Genomic DNA, 17,132 nt, shown 5'->3' with positions numbered 1-17,132 from the left:
CAAATCCATCATCCACTGCAACAAATTCCACCGCACGAACGTCTTATCATCACATGACCACAAGCCCATTCCCACGGGGGATACGATGATGGACCACATCCGCACGACAGGACTCGCCCTGGTGGCCGCGGCCGCGCTGGCACTCAGTGCGCCGCTCGTGCTGGCCGAGGAGCAGGCCGCCGAGGACGAAACCGCAACCGAAATGGAAGAGCTGCGCGACGACTGGGCGCAGACCCGCGAAGAAATCCAGGCCGATGCCGAACGCGACGACGAAGCAACCCGCTCGCGCACCCGCGAAACCCTGGATGCAATGGACCAGCAGCTCACCACCCTGCGCGAACGCACGCGCGAGGGCTGGGATGACCTGAGCGATGCCACCCGCGAGCGCCGAGAACGGGCCTACGACGGACTGGTACGCGAACGCGACAACCTGGCCGAATGGTCCGCCGAGACCCGCGAACGTTCCTCCGGTGCCTGGCAGGGTGTGCGCGAAGGCGCCCGCGATGCCTGGGGTGGCGTTCGCGATGGCTCGCGCAAGGCCTGGGGCTCCGTTCGTGATGCCGTCCGCGGGGATCGCCCGCCGGCCGAGCAAGGCGAACCGGGCACGCAGGAAAATCCCGCGGACCCGGACGACCCGGCCATGCAGACGGATTGAACCAACGGACGGACTGAAATGGTACTCGTCACAATGAGGGTTGAATGAAGCCAAGCCGACACGGACGCCGGCCCGTCATGTTCCTTCCGGCCCTGGCCGCGCTGCTCGCCGGCGCGGTCCTGGTCGGTTGCGACGGTCTGCCAGGCCTGGACGCGACCCCGGAACACCACCAGCGCGACTGGGACAACGAGACCCTGCAATACGGCGAACGGCTGTACATGCAGAACTGCGCGGTATGCCACGGCGAGAATCGCGAGGGCGCGGAGAACTGGCGCCAGCGCGACGCGGACGGCTACATGCCGCCCCCGCCCCTGGATGGCAGCGCCCACACCTGGCACCACCCCTACTGGCAGCTCAAGGACATGATCCGCTACGGCGCCGAAGCGCGCGGCGGGGCCATGCCCAGTTTCGAGGACACCCTGTCCTACGACGACGTAGAAGCGATTATCGCCTTCATACAGGCGCAGTGGCCCGACGAGATCTTCGAGGCATGGATCCGCTACGACCAGAACCACCCGACCCAGGAGGCCTGGGAGGAAGAGATGGGCGAGCCCTGGGTCACTCACGTATCCGATCCGCGCAACCCTTCGACCGGGCACGAACATCACTAAACAGTGCTCAACCGGGACCTCACGCAAGCCACACCGCCCCCAGGAATTACGCTCACTCGGGAATAGCCGCTAGCGCCACGGCGTCTGCCTACATAGCAAGCCTCAAACGGGTTATGATCCGCCGCGTTCACACCCAGGGTATGGAAGACCGGGGAAGCCCATGCATGACGCAGCCAGTGGTCGCCGCGAACACGGAAACCACCAATGAATCGCCGCCGTAGCGACGTCCTCCCGGACGAGGAGCGCGCGCGCCTCGAGGGCCTGATTCGCGAGGAACGCGAGGCCCGACGACATGCAGAATCCCTGGCCGACACCCGCCTGCAGGACCTCTACGCGAAGCAGCAGCAGATCGAACTGCTCAACACGATTGCCTTCGCAGCCAATCAGTCCGACTCCATCGCCGAAGTCCTGCGCACGGCCCTGAATGCCATCGGGGAGTTTCTCGACTGGCCGGTCGGCCATGCCTACCTTGCGCGCAAGAGTTCAGATGGCGAACTGGAGCTGGGCCCGACGGGCATCTGGCACCTGCGGACACTCGACCCGGTCGAGGCCTTTCGTGAATGTACGGAAGACACGATCTTCCGTTCCGGCCAGGGCCTGCCCGGCCGCGTTCTCGAACAGCGTGCCCCGGTGTGGATCGAGCACCTGGATCAGGACCCCCATTTCCCCCGGCGCGCGGCAGCGGCCTTGAGCGGCCTGCGCTCGGGCTTCGCCTTCCCGGTCATGGTCGGGCACGAGGTCGCCTGCGTACTGGAATTTTTCGCCGCCGAGACCACGCCCGAGCAGCCGGAGGTACTGGCCCTGCTGGCACAGGCCGGTGTGCAACTGGGGCGCGTGGTCGAGCGCAACCGCCACGCCGAACGGCTGATCCACCACGCCTCCCATGATCCGCTGACGGGCCTGCCGAACCGGCGGCTCTTTCACGACCGCCTGGAGCACGCGATCGCGCGCTATGCGCGCGAGCCGGAGTCACTGTTCGCCGTGCTGTTCGTCGATCTCGACCGCTTCAAGCTCGTCAACGACAGCCTCGGCCACACGGCCGGCGACGAACTGCTGGCCCAGGTCGGCCAGCGTCTGCTGACGACGCTACGCCAGAACGACACGGTTTCTCGTCCCGGCGTTGACCACAATGCGCGACCGGACGACACCCTCGCCCGACTGGGCGGTGACGAATTCACGATCCTGCTGGAGGGCCTGCACGAACCGGTGGATGCGCTGCGCGTCGCCGAGCGCCTGCAGGCCGTCCTGCACGAGCCCTTCGCGGTCGCCGGCCAGACGGTGTATGTCACGGTCAGTATCGGCATCGCCACGCGCCCCTATGGCCAGGCCTGCCCAGTCGCCAGTGCCGATCAGGACGGCCCGAGCTGTGCCGAGGATCTGATGCGCGAGGCGGATATGGCGATGTATCGCGCCAAATCGCTCGGCAAGGCCCGCTGCGAGTTCTGCGACCCGGGCATGCAGACGCAGGCGCTCGAGAGCCTGCGTCTGGAGACCAGCCTGCGCGAGTCGGTGGAGCGCAATGCCTTTGTCGTGCATTACCAGCCGATCATGTCCCTGGCGGACAATCGCATTACCGGGTTCGAGGCCCTGGTGCGCTGGGAACGGGAAGGCGAACTCCTGCCCCCGGATCGCTTCATCCCGATCGCGGAGGATGCCGGGCTGGTCCACCTGATCGACATGCAGGTGCTGTATACCGCGTGCTGCCAGCTACAAGCCTGGAATGCACAACGCAGCGGCCCGCCGCTGACGATCAGCACCAACCTCTCCGCGCGGCAACTCACCCGCCCCGAGCTGGTGGACGAGGTCGCCACGATCCTGTGCGGTACCGACACCCCGCCGGAACAACTGCGCCTGGAGATCACCGAGACCGCAACGCTGGGCAACCTCGAAGAACTGATCGCCACCCTGAAGGGACTGAAGGCCCTCGGCGTCAGTCTGGCGATGGATGACTTCGGCACGGGCTACTCGTCGCTCAGTTATCTTCACCGCCTGCCGCTGGATATCCTGAAGATCGATCGCGCCTTCGTGGCCGGGCTGGACCGCGACGAATACAGCCAGCGCCTGGTGCAGACCGTGATCAACATGGCGCGCAACCTCGGCCTGGAGGCGGTCGCCGAGGGCGTCGAGAGCAATACCCACGCGGCCACCTTGCGCGCACTGGGGTGCACCCGAGCCCAGGGGTACTACTACTCCCGCCCCGTACCCGCCGACCGGGCCGGCGACCTCCTGGTTGCCGATCAGCTCCCGCTGGTCACCACCTGAGCCCAGCGGCCGGCCTGGAGGCTACACCGCCGTCGGGGCAATTCCTCGACGGCGGGCCAGCACCTGGCGCACCACCAGTTTCTCCAGCTCCACGATCACGAACACCGCAAGGCCGAAGGCCAGGATGCGCAGCCAGTCGCCCAGGCCGATCGTGGTCGTGCCGAACAGGGTGTGCATCACCGGGGCATAGGTGAAGGCCAGTTGAAGCAGGATCAGGACCCCAATCGCGATCCACATGCTGTGCGAGCGAAACAGCTCGAATCCCGGCAGCACCGGCTGGTGGATCAGGCGCAGATTCAGGAGATAAAAGGCCTGCCCGGCCACCAGGGTATTGATCGCAATGGTACGCGCCAGCTCCTCGTTTACGCCGACCACCGTCTCCATGTAGACGAAATGTCCGAAGGTCCCGAGCCACAGCAGGACCGCAACAAAAGGGATACGCCATAGCAGAAAACCGGACAACAGCGGCGTGTCGGGGTCACGCGGCGGACGCTGCATCACCCCCGGCTCGGCACGTTCGAAGGCCAGCGCCATCGCCAGGGTCACCGAGGTCACCATGTTCACCCACAGTACCTGCACCGGTGTCAGCGGCAGGGCCAGCCCCATCAGGATCGCCATCATGATGGTCAGCGACTGCCCGGCGTTGGTCGGCAGCATGTGCAGGATGGCCTTGCGGATGTTGTCGTAGACCGTGCGCCCCTCCTCGACCGCGTGGGCGATCGAGGCAAAGTTGTCGTCCGCGAGCACCATCTCCGAGGCCTCCTTGGCGGCCTCCGTGCCCTTGCCGCCCATCGCGACGCCGACATCCGCGCGCTTGAGTGCCGGGGCATCGTTCACCCCATCCCCGGTCATGGCGACGATCCGGCCGCGGCCCTGCAGGGCCCGCACCAGACGCAGCTTGTGCTCGGGCGAGGTGCGTGCGAACACATCGGTGGCCTCGGCCATCTGCGCCAGGCGCTCGTCGTCTACATCATCCAGCTCGTGTCCCGCGTGCGCCTCGGCATCGCGCCCCAGTCCCAGTTGCTCGCCGATGGCCCGCGCGGTCGCCAGGTGGTCCCCGGTGATCATCTTCACGCGAATACCGGCCTCCCGGCACTCGGCCACGGCCTGAATTGCCTCTTCCCGCGGCGGGTCGATAATCCCCACCAGGGCGAGCAGGGCGAACCCGCCCTGCTCGACATGATCGAAATTCAGTTCGCGCTGATCGGGCCCCACCTCGCGGCTCGCAATGGCCAGCAGACGCTGGCCGCGAGCCGCGATGGCTTCCAGCGCCTGGTGCCAGGCTTCGCGGTCAAGGTCATCGGTATCCTCACCCGCACGCACCCGGTCGCACAGCTCCAGCACCCGCTCCGGGGCCCCCTTCAGAAAGATCTGCGCATGCCCGTCGTGATCATGGTGCAGGGTCGCCATGTAGCGATGATCGGACTCGAACGGGATCACATCGGCACGTGGAAGCCGCTCCGCCTCCAGGTGCGGGTCGAGCCCCGCCTTGCGCGCGGCCACCACCAGCGCCCCCTCGGTCGGGTCGCCCTCCATCACCCACTCGCCCTCGCGTTCGAACACCTGGGCGTCGTTGCACAAAAGGCCCGCGCGCAGCACCTCCAGCAGCGCCGGCTGCTCGTCGGCCTCCACTTCCTGCTGGCCCACGGAGAAATGCCCGTGCGGGGCATAGCCCACGCCGGAGACGCCGTACTCTTCGCCCGCCGTGCACACGGTCTGCACCGTCATCTCGTTGCGGGTCAGCGTGCCGGTCTTGTCGGAGCAGATCGTGGAGACCGAGCCCAGCGTCTCCACCGCCGGCAGGCGACGGATGATGGCATTGCGCCGCGCCATCTTCTGCACGCCGATCGCCAGGGCGATGGTCATGATCGCCGGCAGACCCTCGGGGATGGAAGAGACCGCCAGACTGGCCGCTGCCAGGAACATCTCGTCCAGCGGGTAACTGCGCACCCAGTAGCCAAAGGCGAACGTCGCAGCGGAGATAACCACGACGACGCCGGCCAGCCAGCGGCCGAACTGCTCCATCTGGCGTACCAGCGGCGTCTGCAGGCTTTCGACCTCGCCCAGCATCGAAGATATGCGACCGATCTCGGTGTGCTCGCCGGTGGCCACCACCACGCCGTGCCCGCGCCCGAAGGCGACCAGCGTGCCGGAAAAGGCCATGCCGGTGCGGTCCCCCAGGTCCGCCTCGCGGTCCACGGCTTCGGGGGATTTTTCCACCGCGACCGACTCCCCGGTCAGCACCGCCTCCTCGACCCGCAGGTTCTTGACCTCGAGCAGGCGCAGGTCCGCCGGCACACGGTCGCCCGCCTGCAGATAGACGATATCGCCCGGGACCAGCTCCTCGGCCGGAATCTCGCGCCGGTGCCCATCGCGCAGGGCCAGCGCGTGCGGCGAGAGCATCTTGCGGATCGCATCCAGCGCCTTTTCCGCCTTGCCCTCCTGGACAAAGCCGATCAGCGTGTTGATCAGGACCACGGCCAGGATCACGCCGGTGTCGACCCAGTGACCGAGCAGGGCCGTACCGGCCGCCGCGGCCAGCAGAATGTAAATCAGGATGTTGTGGAAATGGCGAAAGAAACGCCGGATCAGGCCCGCCTGCTCCGGCGGGCGCAGCTGGTTCCTGCCGTACTGGTCCAGGCGTTCCCGGGCCGCGTCAGTGGACAGCCCCTCGCGGCGACTGTCGCGCTCGTTCAGGGCGGCATCGGGATCAAGGGCATGCCAGGCGATGGTCTCGTCCCTGGGAGACTGCGCGTTTTGCGATTCGTCCATTCGGTATCGGTGCCGAGAGATGGACCCCCATCCTCGAACAAGACCCCGCGACCGGCAAGCCTCGGCGGGCAGGTCGCGGGGCCTGATTCAGCCCCGCCGTTCAGCCGATGGTCGGCTAGCCTGTGGCCGGCTAGAAATGCACGCCCAGCTTGGCCATCACCCGCAGATTGTCGACGTCCTCGCGACCGCGGCCGCTACGGAAGCGATCACTCTCCGTGAACTGATAGCGGGCCTCGACGCCAAGAAACATATTGTTGTCCATGGTGTACTTCAGGCTGCCGCCGAACTGAGCCGCCCACAGGCCGTTGGTGTCATCACCCAGTTCCGCACGCACGTAGCCCAGGCCGGGACCGAAACCCAGCTCGAGGTTCGGTGCGGTCTCGAACATCCAGTGGGTATTCAGCTCGGTGCTGGTCATGCGCAGCGGGCTCTCGGAGTATCGGGAAACGCTCAGCTGGTGGCGCAGGACACCGGTGCGCGGCTGGAGCAGCTGGCAATTTGCACCCAGCTCGATGCCATAGCCCCAGTCCGTCGAGGCCCCCGACGCGTCCGGCGAGACCGAGCCGAGCATGACGGCGATACTGGGTTCCATGCCCACGCGTTCCTGCGCCTGGACCGTCGTTCCGGCCAGCGCAAGAGAACCAGCGGCCAACATAGCAAGGGACGTACGTAGCTTGAGCATGGGACACCTCCAGTGAGTCATTGACGGGGACCTGAAGCCCCGCTGGCGCGTCGTGCCGCCACCGCCAGCAGGAACTTCAGCACCTACTGATATTAGTTGATCCCCGAGTCCATAGAAACCGGGTCGGGCCACCAGGGAACGGAATTTTTTCGCCGCCCGATGCATCGAAGGGTGCGGAGCGTGTCTTTGAATCAGGCAGAAGTTGCCCACCACGGGAACATCTGGATATTCCCTCGCTCTAATCCAGCGATCCGTCCGGCATGCTTCAACCATGCCTCGGGTCAAATTAAGCGCTAAAAAATTCATATGATCTACGGAGGTCACTCCATGTCCGATCAACCGAACGCGAACCGCCGAGCCTTTCTCCGCCGCGCCTCCATGGCTGTGGCAGCCGTCCCGCTCGCAAGTCTGACCACCTTCGGCGTTGCCTATGCCAAGCCGAAGGCCGAAGACGGTCACGCCCATGACTACGTGAACGATGCGTCCGACGCATCCGGCCACGACGCCTACGAAGACGGTGCCGTGTGCGACAACTGCGCCTTCTGGGCGGGCGAAGAGGACAACGGCTGGGGTGGCTGCCACCACCAGGCCTTCCAGGACGTCCTGGTCAACGCCGACGGCTGGTGCGATGCCCATGTCCGTGGCGGCTGATCACCACACCGCCTGACGGCACCTGCGAACACCGCCTCCGGGCGGTGTTCGCGTTTATAGCCTCCGCAATTGAACGGTACGACTTGCGGACTGGGTCACAAACCGGTCACGCTTACGCCGCAGCGCCTCAAATTTTTGGCCTTCTGGACGTTATCGGACGATGAACCGCCCGTTTAAGGAGCTCCGCGTGCCCCACTCCCGTTCGAGCGCCTGCCCCGGCCCCGAGCAACATCGTTCTCCAATCAGAGCCCACCTCTAGCCAGTGGGCCTGGACACCACGCCACTGACGCTGCTGTACGCGCTCAACGGGCTCGCGTTCTTCACCCTCGGCATCGTGGCGCTGATGCTGCCGCGCCGCGAACGGTTTGTACCTTTCGCCGCTCATGTCGGGTGGCTGGTGCCGTTCGGTCTTCTGCACGGGACCTATGGTTTCCTCAACGCGATCGGCCTGCATCACGAACTGGGCATAGTGTCCGATCGCTGGTTCATGGCCACCTGGCTCGCGATCTCCTATCTGCCCCTGCTGGAGTTCGGTCGGCGCGCGCTGCTCGATATCCGCCCCGGCCTGCACCTGCCAGCCTGGGGGATATACGGGGGTCTCGCTATCGGCCTGAGCACAATGCTCCTGGTCGTCGTTGAGCCGGCAACGGGCCTCGCCAATGGCGCCCGCTACCTGATCGGATTACCCGGCGCGCTCCTCACAGGGCTCGCGTTCCTGCTGCACGTTCGCCCCCCGGAGGCGCAGCCGGAGATGCAGCGGCATATCCCGGCGCTGGGGATCGCAGCCTTCGCGTTCCTGGCCTATGCCGCGTTTCTGCCTTTCCCGGCACAGGTTGATTTCGGCCTCCCCCCATGGCTGCCCACGCAGGGCGATTTCCTGGCCGCAACCGGGGTCCCGATCCAGTCACTGCGCACCGGTGCCGCGATGCTCTTCACCCTGGCGCTGATCAGCCTCGCACGCAGTCTCGGCGCGCAGCACAGCGACGACCTGCTACGGGTGCTGGACACGGTCAATGGCTTTGTCTACCGCTGCCGCAACAACCCGCAGTGGGACGTGATCTTCGTCGACGGTGGGGTGCATGAGCTGACCGGCTACGAGGCCCGCGACTTCTATCGTGGCGACATCACCTTCGCCGCCTGGGTCCACCCGGACGATACCGACTATACCTGGGAGGGCGTGCAGGAAGGGCTCAAGCGAGACGGCAGTTATCAGATCCAGTATCGAGCGGTAAACCGGGACGGATCTTTGCGCTGGGTCTTCGAACGCGGGACCGGCGTGTACGACGCACACGGGCGGCTCATCTATCTTCAGGGTCACGTGATCGACGCCCACGAGCTGGTCACCACCTCCCACGAACTCGAACGCCGCAGCGAGGAGCTCGAGGCCTTTCGCAGCACGCTGGACCTGACGCTGGATGGCGTCTTCCTGTTCGACGTGGACAGCCTGCAGTTCATCTATGTCAACCAGGGCGCAATGGACCAGACCGGGCGTACTCGCGACGAGCTCTTGCAACTGCACCCTTACGACATCAAACCGGAGTTCCCCGAGACCCGTTTCCGCAGCATGCTGGAACCCCTGCGGCGAGGGGAGCGCGACCAGTTGCTGTTCGAGACCACGCACCAGCACATCGCCGGCCATCTGATCCCCGTACACATCTCCCTGCAGCTGGTCGCCCCCCGGGGTGAACGCCCGCGCTATGTCGCCATCGTGCACGACATCAGCCAGCGCAGGCGCAATGAAGAAGCACTTCTGGAGGCACTGGAAAGCCTGGAGACCTCGCGCGACGAGCAGGCCCGGCTGCTGGAACTTACGCGGCGCGAGCAGGGACGCATGGCCTCGCTGCTGTCGGCCATGAGCATCGGCATCCTGTTCGAGGATCGCGAGGGGTACATCGAGTACGTGAACCCGGCATTTCGCCGCATGTGGGCGATCGCCGACGAAATCGACCTGGTCGGCCAGCCCTCACGTGCCGTGCTGGAACATTCCACTCACCGCTTTGCCCGGCCCGACCATGCCTCGAGGCACGTGCTGCACGTCCTCGACACCCACGAGATCAGCGAACGCTTCGAGGTGGATCTCTACGACGGCCGGATCCTCACGCAGCTGTCCTATCCGGTACACGATGCCGACGAGCGCTCTATTGGTCGGCTGTGGCTGTACGAGGACGTCACCCACGAGCGCCAGACCGCCCAGCAGCTGGTCTATCTGGCCGAGCACGACCCGCTCACGGGCCTGTACAACCGCCACCGCTTCCAGCGCCAGCTGGAGCATGCGATCCACAACGCCCGCCGCCGCGAGACCCAGCTCGCGTTGATCTACTTCGACCTCGATGAGTTCAAGACCATCAACGACACCTTCGGCCACCGCGCCGGGGACACGGTCCTGGTACGCGCGGCGGGCGAGATCGCAAGCCTCGTACGCGAGGAGGAGATCTTTGCCCGCCTTGGCGGCGACGAGTTCGCGATCCTGGTCGACCAGGCATCCGAACGGGAACCTGAAGGGCTAGCTGAACGCGTGGCCCGCGCGATCTCCGCGATTCCGTTCCGCTTCCGCGGCCAAAACTACCGCCTGACCGCGAGCATCGGGATCGCGCGCTACCCCGAGCACGGTGACAATGTCGAAGACCTGGTGGCGCATGCCGATGCCGCGATGTACCAGGCCAAGGACTCGGGCAAAAACACCTGGGCGGTATTCGACGCCAGCCGCAACACCGCCGAACGCATGCTCGAGCGAATGAGCTGGAGCCAGCGCATTGGCAACGCGCTGGAGGGCGGGCAGTTCGAGCTGCATTTCCAGGGGATCTACCAGTTGGACAGCGGGGCGCTCAATCACATGGAGGCCCTGGTCCGCATGCGCGACCCACTGGCGTCCGACGAGGTCGTGATGCCGGGGCAGTTCATCCCTGTGGCCGAGAAGACCGGGCAGATCCTCGATATCGACCGATGGGTGATCCGCGAGAGCATCGCGCACCTGGCCGGCCACCCTGAACTCCCGGGGATCGCGATCAACATCTCCGGTCGCAGCTTCGACGAACCCGGGCTGCCGCAATACATCACCAACGAGCTGAGCCAGCAGGGTGTCAATCCCCGGCGGCTGATCATCGAACTGACCGAAACGGCAGCCGTCTCCGAGATGCAGGACGCCCAGCGCTTCATCGAGGCGTTGCAGCAGGCCGGCTGCCTCGTCTGCCTGGACGATTTTGGCTCCGGCTTCTCCACCTTTGCCTACCTCAAGTACCTGGGCGTACAGGTGCTCAAAATCGACGGCATGTTCGTGCGAGATCTGCCGAACAACCGCGACAACCAGGCATTCATCCGCGCGATGGTCGACGTCGCTCGCGGACTGGAAAAATGGACCGTGGCCGAGTGCGTCGAAGACGGCGACACCCTTGCGATGCTGGCCGACCTGGGGGTCGACATGGTCCAGGGCTACCATCTGAATCGCCCCTCCCCGGACTTCCCTCCAGACCGGGCCCCGTAGGTGTGCAGCCCGCGGCACCCCACATCCTGCTGCTGTCCGCCTACCGTGCGGACAGCCATGCCGCCTGGGCCGACTGGCTAACCCGGCAATTCCCCGAGTTCGACTGGGATCGCCGGGAATTACCGGGGCGCCACTTCCGCTGGCGCATACGGGGCAACCCGCTCTCCTGGCTCCGCAGCCTCGGCGACGCCCAACCCGACGCCATGGTTGCGACCTCCATGGTCGATCTCGCCACACTGCGCGGCCTGCACCCGGCACTCGCGCAATCACCTGCGCTGTACTACTTCCACGAAAACCAGTTCGCCTACCCGACCAGCCCCGGCCAGAACCCCTCGGTGGATCCGCAGATGGTCCAGCTCTACGGCGCCCTGGCGGCCGACCGCATCGCGTTCAACTCGCACTACAACCGCGATACCTTTCTCGACGGCGTCGACCGCCTGCTTGCACGTATGCCAGACAAGGTACCCCCGGGTCTGCGCACGACGCTCGACGAGCGCAGCGAGATCCTGCCCGTTCCGATCCAGGCCATCACCACCACCGACCACGCAGAGCGCGACCCGAACCTGATTTTGTGGAATCACCGCTGGGAGTACGACAAGGCCCCGGACGACTTCGCGGAAGCCTTGCTGCAACTGGCCCGTGAGGGAATCGATTTCCGACTGGCCCTGCTCGGCCCTCGGCCCGCCAGGATTCCGGACGCCCTCACACGACTCCGCACGCATCTGGCTGACCGCATCATCGTGGACGCCAAGTGCTCGCGCGAGGAATACGAATACTGGCTGTGCCGGGCGGGGATCGTGGTCAGCACTGCCCGCCACGAGTTCCAGGGTCTTTCGCTGCTGGAGGCCACCCGCGCGGGCGTACTGCCACTGGTGCCGGATGCCCTGGTATACCCCGAGCAATACCCGGCCACCTGCCGTTACCCCGCCGGTGATACCCAAGCACTGGCCACGCGTCTCGGCGCATGGCTGACCGGCGCGCGACCGCCCGTCCCCGATATCGGCCAGTGGCACAGCAAGAGGGTGGAACCGCAATGGCGGCGTCAGATCGAAGACCTGCTGGAGACCCGGCGAGGCGCCGCCTGAGGGAAACGCTGAACGGGGCCGCTCAGGGAAGGAAGTCGCCGCGATCGAGGAAGTGCAGGGTCTCGCGGGCCACCGTGGCATCGAACAGCATCCCCGTATGCGAGATCGGCAGTGTCAGGTGGCGCGTGACATCCGGGCCGCGTGTCTCGTCGACGGCGACGAAACCGTCATGCGGGGGCGGCATCTGCGCGAACAGCGGTGCCGGACCCAGTGGGCGGCTGCCGGCGATCATCCCGATTTCGCGTCCGCGCAAGACGGGGCTGCCCCCCAACAGACCGCGGTCCAGCGCGGCCCCCAACCACCAGCGGCCAAGCCGGTTGCGTGCCAGGCGCGCGGCCACCCGGCTGCCCGCCAGCGGCGAACCCAGCATCACGATCCGACCGGGGCGCTGGACCGGGGCCACGGTGAACAGATGGCGGACGATGATGCCGCCGAGGCTGTGGGCCACAAGGTGCACCAGGTCGCCGGGCACTGCCTCAATGAAGGCGGCCAGGGCGCGCGCCGCCTGTTCCGGGGTCTGGCGGCGCGAGGCATAGTGGAAGCGATAGACCTCCAGCCCGGCCGCACGCAGCCGGCGTTCCAGCAGCGCCAGCTCCAGGCCCGGCATATGCCAGCCATGGACCGTAACAACGCTGGCGCGCATGCCGGCCATGGTGAACGACCGGCCCGTTGCCTACCCGGCCTGTTGTGTGGCGCTGGCGCGCAGACGGATGCCCAGCTCGCGCAGCTGCTTCTCGCCGACCGGCGCCGGGGCGTCGGTCAGCAGGCAGGCGGCCGTCTGGGTCTTGGGGAAGGCCATTACGTCGCGAATGGAGTGGGCGCCGCTCATCAGCATCACCAGGCGGTCCAGGCCGAAGGCCAGGCCACCGTGCGGCGGGGCACCGAACTCCAGCGCATCCAGCAGGAAGCCGAACTTCTCGCGCGCCTCGTCCTCGCCGATGCCCAGGGCCTCAAACGCGGCCTGCTGCATCTCGGGGTTGTGGATACGGATGGAGCCACCGCCCACCTCGGTGCCGTTGAGCACCATGTCGTAGGCACGGGACAGGGCCTCGCGCGGGTTATTGCGCAGCGCGTCCGGGCTGTCCACCGCCGGGGCGGTGAACGGGTGATGCAGGGCGTACAGGCGCTTGTCCTCGTCGTCGTACTCGAACATCGGGAAGTCGACCACCCACAGCGGCTGCCAGCCCGCCTCGACCAGCTCGAGGTCGTGGCCGAGCTTCACACGCAGCGCGCCGATCGCCTCGTTGACCACCGAGGCCTTGTCCGCACCGAAGAAGATCAGGTCGCCGGCGGCGGCCGCGGTCTTCTCCAGGATCTGCCGGGTCACATCCTCCGGCAGGAATTTCAGGATCGGCGACTGCAGCCCGCCCTCGAGGTCCGCCGGGTCGTTGACCTTGATGTAGGCCAGGCCCTTCGCGCCGTAGCGACCGACGTACTCGGTGTAGACGTCAATCTCCTTGCGCGTCAGTTTCGCCCCGCCCGGCACGCGCAGCGCGGCCACGCGGCCCTCGGGGTCGTTCGCCGGGCCGTTGAACACCTTGAACTCCACCGCCTGCATCACCTCGGTCAGCTCGGTGAACTCCAGCGGGATGCGCAGATCGGGCTTGTCCGACCCGAAGCGGGCCATCGCCTCGGCGTAGGCCATGCGCGGGAACGGATCGGGCAACTCGACACCCTGCACCTCGCGGAACAGGTGGCGGATCAGGCCCTCGGTCACGTCCATCACGTCGGCCTCGTCGACAAAGGCCATCTCCATATCCAGCTGGGTGAACTCCGGCTGGCGATCGGCGCGCAGGTCCTCGTCGCGGAAGCAGCGGGTGATCTGGTAGTAGCGGTCCATGCCGGACATCATCAGCAGCTGCTTGAACAGCTGCGGCGACTGCGGCAGGGCAAAGAAGCTGCCCGGATGCGTACGGCTGGGCACCAGGTAGTCGCGTGCGCCCTCCGGCGTGGCCTTGGTCAGCATCGGGGTTTCGAGGTCGAGGAAGTCGCGCTCCTCGAGGAAGCGGCGCATGGCCGCGGAGACCTTCGCACGCAGGCGCAGGCGCTCCTGCATAACCGGGCGGCGCAGGTCCACGTAGCGATAGCGCAGGCGGGTGTCCTCGCCGACGTCCTCGTCGTCCAGCGGGAACGGCGGGGTCTTCGCGGCGTTCAGGACCTCGAGCTCCAGACCCAGGATCTCCACCGCGCCGGTGGACAGGTCGGGGTTCTCGGTGCCCTCGGGGCGGCGGCGCACGCGGCCGGTCATGCGGATCACGAACTCGCTACGCAGCTGCTCGGCGCGGGCGAAGACGTCCTCGCGGTCGGGGTCGAACACCACCTGCACCCGCCCCGTGTGGTCGCGCAGGTCGACGAATATCACGCCCCCGTGGTCACGCCGGCGATTCACCCAGCCGCAAAGGGTCACCTCCGAGTCGAGTTCGTTCTCGGTGACACGTCCACACAGATGAGTTCGCATTACGCTGTTCCAGCCGAAGGGCACGCCCGAAAGGGCCTGCACGGTTAGTCGGGAAAACGGGGCAAACGTCGCGCCTGCGCCCGCGAAAAGGCCGGAAATCTTACGATTTGCCCTGCTCTCGCGCAACCGGAGCCGGGGCCTCGGACGGGCTCGACAGCGGCGTGACCACGCCCATGGACATCACGAACTTGAGCCCGTCCTCCACCGTCATGTCGAGCTCGACCGCCTCGTCACGCGGAACCAGCAGCACAAAGCCGGAGGTAGGGTTGGGGGTGGTGGGGACGAACACGGTAATCACCTCGCGCTCGGTACGCTCCTGCACCTCGCCGTAACCAACGCCGGTCATGAAACCGACCGACCACAGCCCGCGACGCGGGTACTCGATCATCACGACCTTGCGAAAGGCCTGGCCACCATCGGTCAGCACCGTCTCGGTGACCTTCTTCACCGCCCCGTAGATCGAGCTGACCAGCGGGATGCGGTGCACGATGGATTCGCCCACCGAGACCAGCTTGCGCCCGACAATATTGGCCACAATCACGCCGGTGACGAACACAACCACGATCGCGACCACGATCCCGGCACCGGGGATCGAAAAGCCAAGCAAGGCCTCCGGCCGCCAGGCCGGCGGCAGGAGGAGAATGGTGAAGTCCAGCAGATCGACCAGCAGCTTGATAACGAAGCCGGTGACGATCAGCGGCAGCCAGACCAGCAGCCCTGCAATCAGGTAGCGGCGCAGGGAGACCAGCATCGATCAGGTTCCGGTCGCTGCCGCTTTCGAGGTCGCCGTGGAATCGCTCTTGCCGGAACCGCTGCCAGCACCACCGCCATCCTTCAGATTGCGCTTGCCGTCTTTCTTGAAGTCAGTCTCGTACCAGCCGCCCCCCGCCAGGCGAAAGCCGGCAGCGGAGACCTGCTTGGTCAGGGCCTCGGCGCCACATTCGGGACAGGTGGTGGCCGGCGGATCGGAGATCTTCTGCAGGATCTCGGAAATCTCGCCACAGTCCTTGCACTGATACTCGTAAATGGGCATGCGTGTATTCCTCAGGCTTCGCGTCCGCGACAACGGCCGCAACAAAACGGTTCGAGGCGTATTATGCGGGCGTTTCCCGGGAATAAAAGGCTTTCCCCGGTGGCAATCCGTGTTTGCGCCGCGAGGCCGCAGCGCCGATCATTCGCCCCATACCCGAACGTACTGCCCGCAAGGACCCGTCATGGCCGAAAAGATCGTGATCATGCTGCTGAACCTGGACCTGGACCGCCCCGGCACGCTGGGGGCCCCGTTCTTCCAGGCGACCGTCGCCGCCGCGATGGATCTGGAAGTCGAGATGTACTTCGCCGCCGGCACCACGCGCCTGTTGCGCCAGGGCGTGGCGGACAAGATCTACCCCGGCGAGGCGAAGGAGAAATCGGTCTACAGCTTCATGCAGGATGCCCACGAGGCCGGCTGCCGCTTCTACGCCTGCGCCGGGGCGATGGACGAGAACGGCCTGACCCTGGACAACGCGATCCCCGAACTGGACGGCATGCGCGGCGGAGGCGCCTTTATCGGCGAGGTGGTCGAGGACGATGTGGCCACCCTGACCTACTGAGCCGCGACCGGTGAGCGAGTCCTGGCCCCGTGCCGTCCTGATTACCGGCTGCTCCAGCGGGATCGGGCTGCACGCCGCCCGTGCGCTGCGCGAGCGCGGCTACCGCGTGTTCCCTACCGCCCGTCGCGGCGAGGATGTTGCGCGCCTGAAGAAGGAGGGCTTCGAGGCCCTGCAGCTGGATCTGGACGACTCCGCCAGCATCCACAGCGCGGTCACCGAGATCCTGCACCGCACCGACGGGCATCTCTACGGCCTGTTCAACAACGGCGCCTATGGCCAGCCCGGCGCGGTGGAGGACCTCTCGCGCGCCACCCTGCGCGCCCAGCTCGAGACCAACGTACTCGGCTGGCTGGAGCTGACCAATGCGGTACTGCCCGCGATGCGCCGTGCCGGGGAGGGACGAATCATCCAGAACTCCTCGGTGCTGGGCTTTGCCGCCCTGCGCCTGCGCGGGGCCTATGTGACGTCCAAGTTCGCGATCGAGGGCATGAGCGACACCCTGCGCCAGGAGCTGCACGGCACGGGCATCCATGTGAGCCTGGTCGAGCCCGGCCCGATCCGCAGTGCCTTCCGCGCCAACGCCCTGAAGGCCTTCCGCCGCCACATCCACCGCGAGCACAGCCCCTGGGCCGAGACCTACCGCGCGGCCGAGGCGCGCATGGCCAATGCCGAGTCCGATGCCCCGTTCACCCTCGGCCCGGAGGCCGTCACCCGCTGCGTGATGCATGCCCTGGAGGCCCGCCGCCCGCGGGTGCGCTACCGCATCACCTTCCCGACCAAGTTGTTCGCCCTCCTGAAGTGGCTGCTGCCGGCGCGCGCGATGGACGCCGTGCTGCGCGGGGTATCGCGCGGGGAGAACCGCTGATGCGCGCGCGGCCAGGGG

The 17,132-nt window shown here is 66.5% G+C and carries 14 protein-coding genes; 8 read left to right on the top strand and 6 right to left on the bottom strand.

Annotated elements, in window-relative coordinates:
• Window positions 1-85 precede the first annotated feature (85 nt).
• From F468_RS0103520 to F468_RS0103510, 3 genes are all read left to right on the top strand, one after another.
• Window positions 86-655 (top strand): hypothetical protein, encoded by a 570-nt coding sequence (locus F468_RS0103520; RefSeq protein WP_018993752.1) that lies wholly within the window; start codon window positions 86-88, stop codon window positions 653-655.
• Between the two features lie 77 nt (window positions 656-732).
• A complete protein-coding gene (locus tag F468_RS0103515; protein ID WP_018138566.1) occupies window positions 733-1,266 on the top strand; it encodes a cytochrome c in 534 nt (177 codons plus the stop codon).
• A gap of 204 nt (window positions 1,267-1,470) precedes the next feature.
• Complete coding sequence (locus F468_RS0103510) at window positions 1,471-3,528, top strand: bifunctional diguanylate cyclase/phosphodiesterase (RefSeq protein ID WP_018994632.1); 2,058 nt, start codon at window positions 1,471-1,473, stop codon at window positions 3,526-3,528.
• A 21-nt stretch (window positions 3,529-3,549) separates the two neighbouring features.
• Here the strand turns inward: F468_RS0103510 and F468_RS0103505 are convergent, their stop codons facing one another.
• Both F468_RS0103505 and F468_RS0103500 read right to left on the bottom strand, forming a co-directional pair.
• Window positions 3,550-6,300 (bottom strand): cation-transporting P-type ATPase, encoded by a 2,751-nt coding sequence (locus F468_RS0103505; protein ID WP_018994631.1) that lies wholly within the window; start codon window positions 6,298-6,300, stop codon window positions 3,550-3,552.
• A gap of 130 nt (window positions 6,301-6,430) precedes the next feature.
• Complete coding sequence (locus tag F468_RS0103500; protein ID WP_038038639.1) at window positions 6,431-6,982, bottom strand: outer membrane beta-barrel protein; 552 nt, start codon at window positions 6,980-6,982, stop codon at window positions 6,431-6,433.
• Window positions 6,983-7,309: 327 nt separating this feature from the next.
• Between F468_RS0103500 and F468_RS0103495 the strand changes: the two genes are divergently transcribed.
• From F468_RS0103495 to F468_RS0103485, 3 genes are all read left to right on the top strand, one after another.
• Window positions 7,310-7,633 (top strand): high-potential iron-sulfur protein, encoded by a 324-nt coding sequence (locus tag F468_RS0103495; RefSeq protein ID WP_018138570.1) that lies wholly within the window; start codon window positions 7,310-7,312, stop codon window positions 7,631-7,633.
• A gap of 262 nt (window positions 7,634-7,895) precedes the next feature.
• Entirely contained in the window at window positions 7,896-11,114 is a 3,219-nt protein-coding gene (locus tag F468_RS0103490; protein WP_018994630.1) for an EAL domain-containing protein, read from the top strand.
• Between the two features lie 2 nt (window positions 11,115-11,116).
• Entirely contained in the window at window positions 11,117-12,199 is a 1,083-nt protein-coding gene (locus tag F468_RS0103485; protein ID WP_018994629.1) for a DUF3524 domain-containing protein, read from the top strand.
• Window positions 12,200-12,221: 22 nt separating this feature from the next.
• Here F468_RS0103485 and F468_RS0103480 read toward each other — a convergent pair whose 3' ends face one another.
• The 4 genes from F468_RS0103480 to F468_RS0103465 form a co-directional block, all read right to left on the bottom strand.
• Window positions 12,222-12,851: a triacylglycerol lipase gene (locus F468_RS0103480; RefSeq protein WP_018993758.1), complete on the bottom strand. Its 630-nt coding sequence runs from the start codon at window positions 12,849-12,851 to the stop codon at window positions 12,222-12,224.
• 21 nt (window positions 12,852-12,872) lie between these two features.
• Window positions 12,873-14,657, bottom strand: coding sequence for an aspartate--tRNA ligase (aspS, locus tag F468_RS0103475; RefSeq protein WP_018138574.1), 1,785 nt, complete (start codon window positions 14,655-14,657; stop codon window positions 12,873-12,875).
• Window positions 14,658-14,757: 100 nt separating this feature from the next.
• On the bottom strand, window positions 14,758-15,408 hold the full coding sequence (locus tag F468_RS0103470) for a DUF502 domain-containing protein (RefSeq protein WP_018138575.1): 651 nt from the start codon (window positions 15,406-15,408) through the stop codon (window positions 14,758-14,760).
• Between the two features lie 3 nt (window positions 15,409-15,411).
• Window positions 15,412-15,690: an FmdB family zinc ribbon protein gene (locus F468_RS0103465; protein WP_018994628.1), complete on the bottom strand. Its 279-nt coding sequence runs from the start codon at window positions 15,688-15,690 to the stop codon at window positions 15,412-15,414.
• A gap of 181 nt (window positions 15,691-15,871) precedes the next feature.
• On the opposite strand from F468_RS0103465, the gene F468_RS0103460 reads away from it, so the two are divergent.
• Together F468_RS0103460 and F468_RS0103455 are read left to right on the top strand one after the other, a co-directional pair.
• Window positions 15,872-16,249, top strand: a complete 378-nt coding sequence (locus tag F468_RS0103460) for a DsrE family protein (protein WP_018138577.1) — start codon at window positions 15,872-15,874, stop codon at window positions 16,247-16,249.
• Between the two features lie 10 nt (window positions 16,250-16,259).
• A complete protein-coding gene (locus tag F468_RS0103455; protein ID WP_018994627.1) occupies window positions 16,260-17,114 on the top strand; it encodes an SDR family oxidoreductase in 855 nt (284 codons plus the stop codon).
• Window positions 17,115-17,132 lie beyond the last annotated feature (18 nt).

This window comes from Thioalkalivibrio sp. ALJ2 (genome assembly GCF_000378325.1).
In the GTDB taxonomy this organism is placed as follows: Bacteria; Pseudomonadota; Gammaproteobacteria; order Ectothiorhodospirales; family Ectothiorhodospiraceae; genus Thioalkalivibrio.
This window is presented reverse-complemented; position numbering and strand designations above follow the sequence as displayed.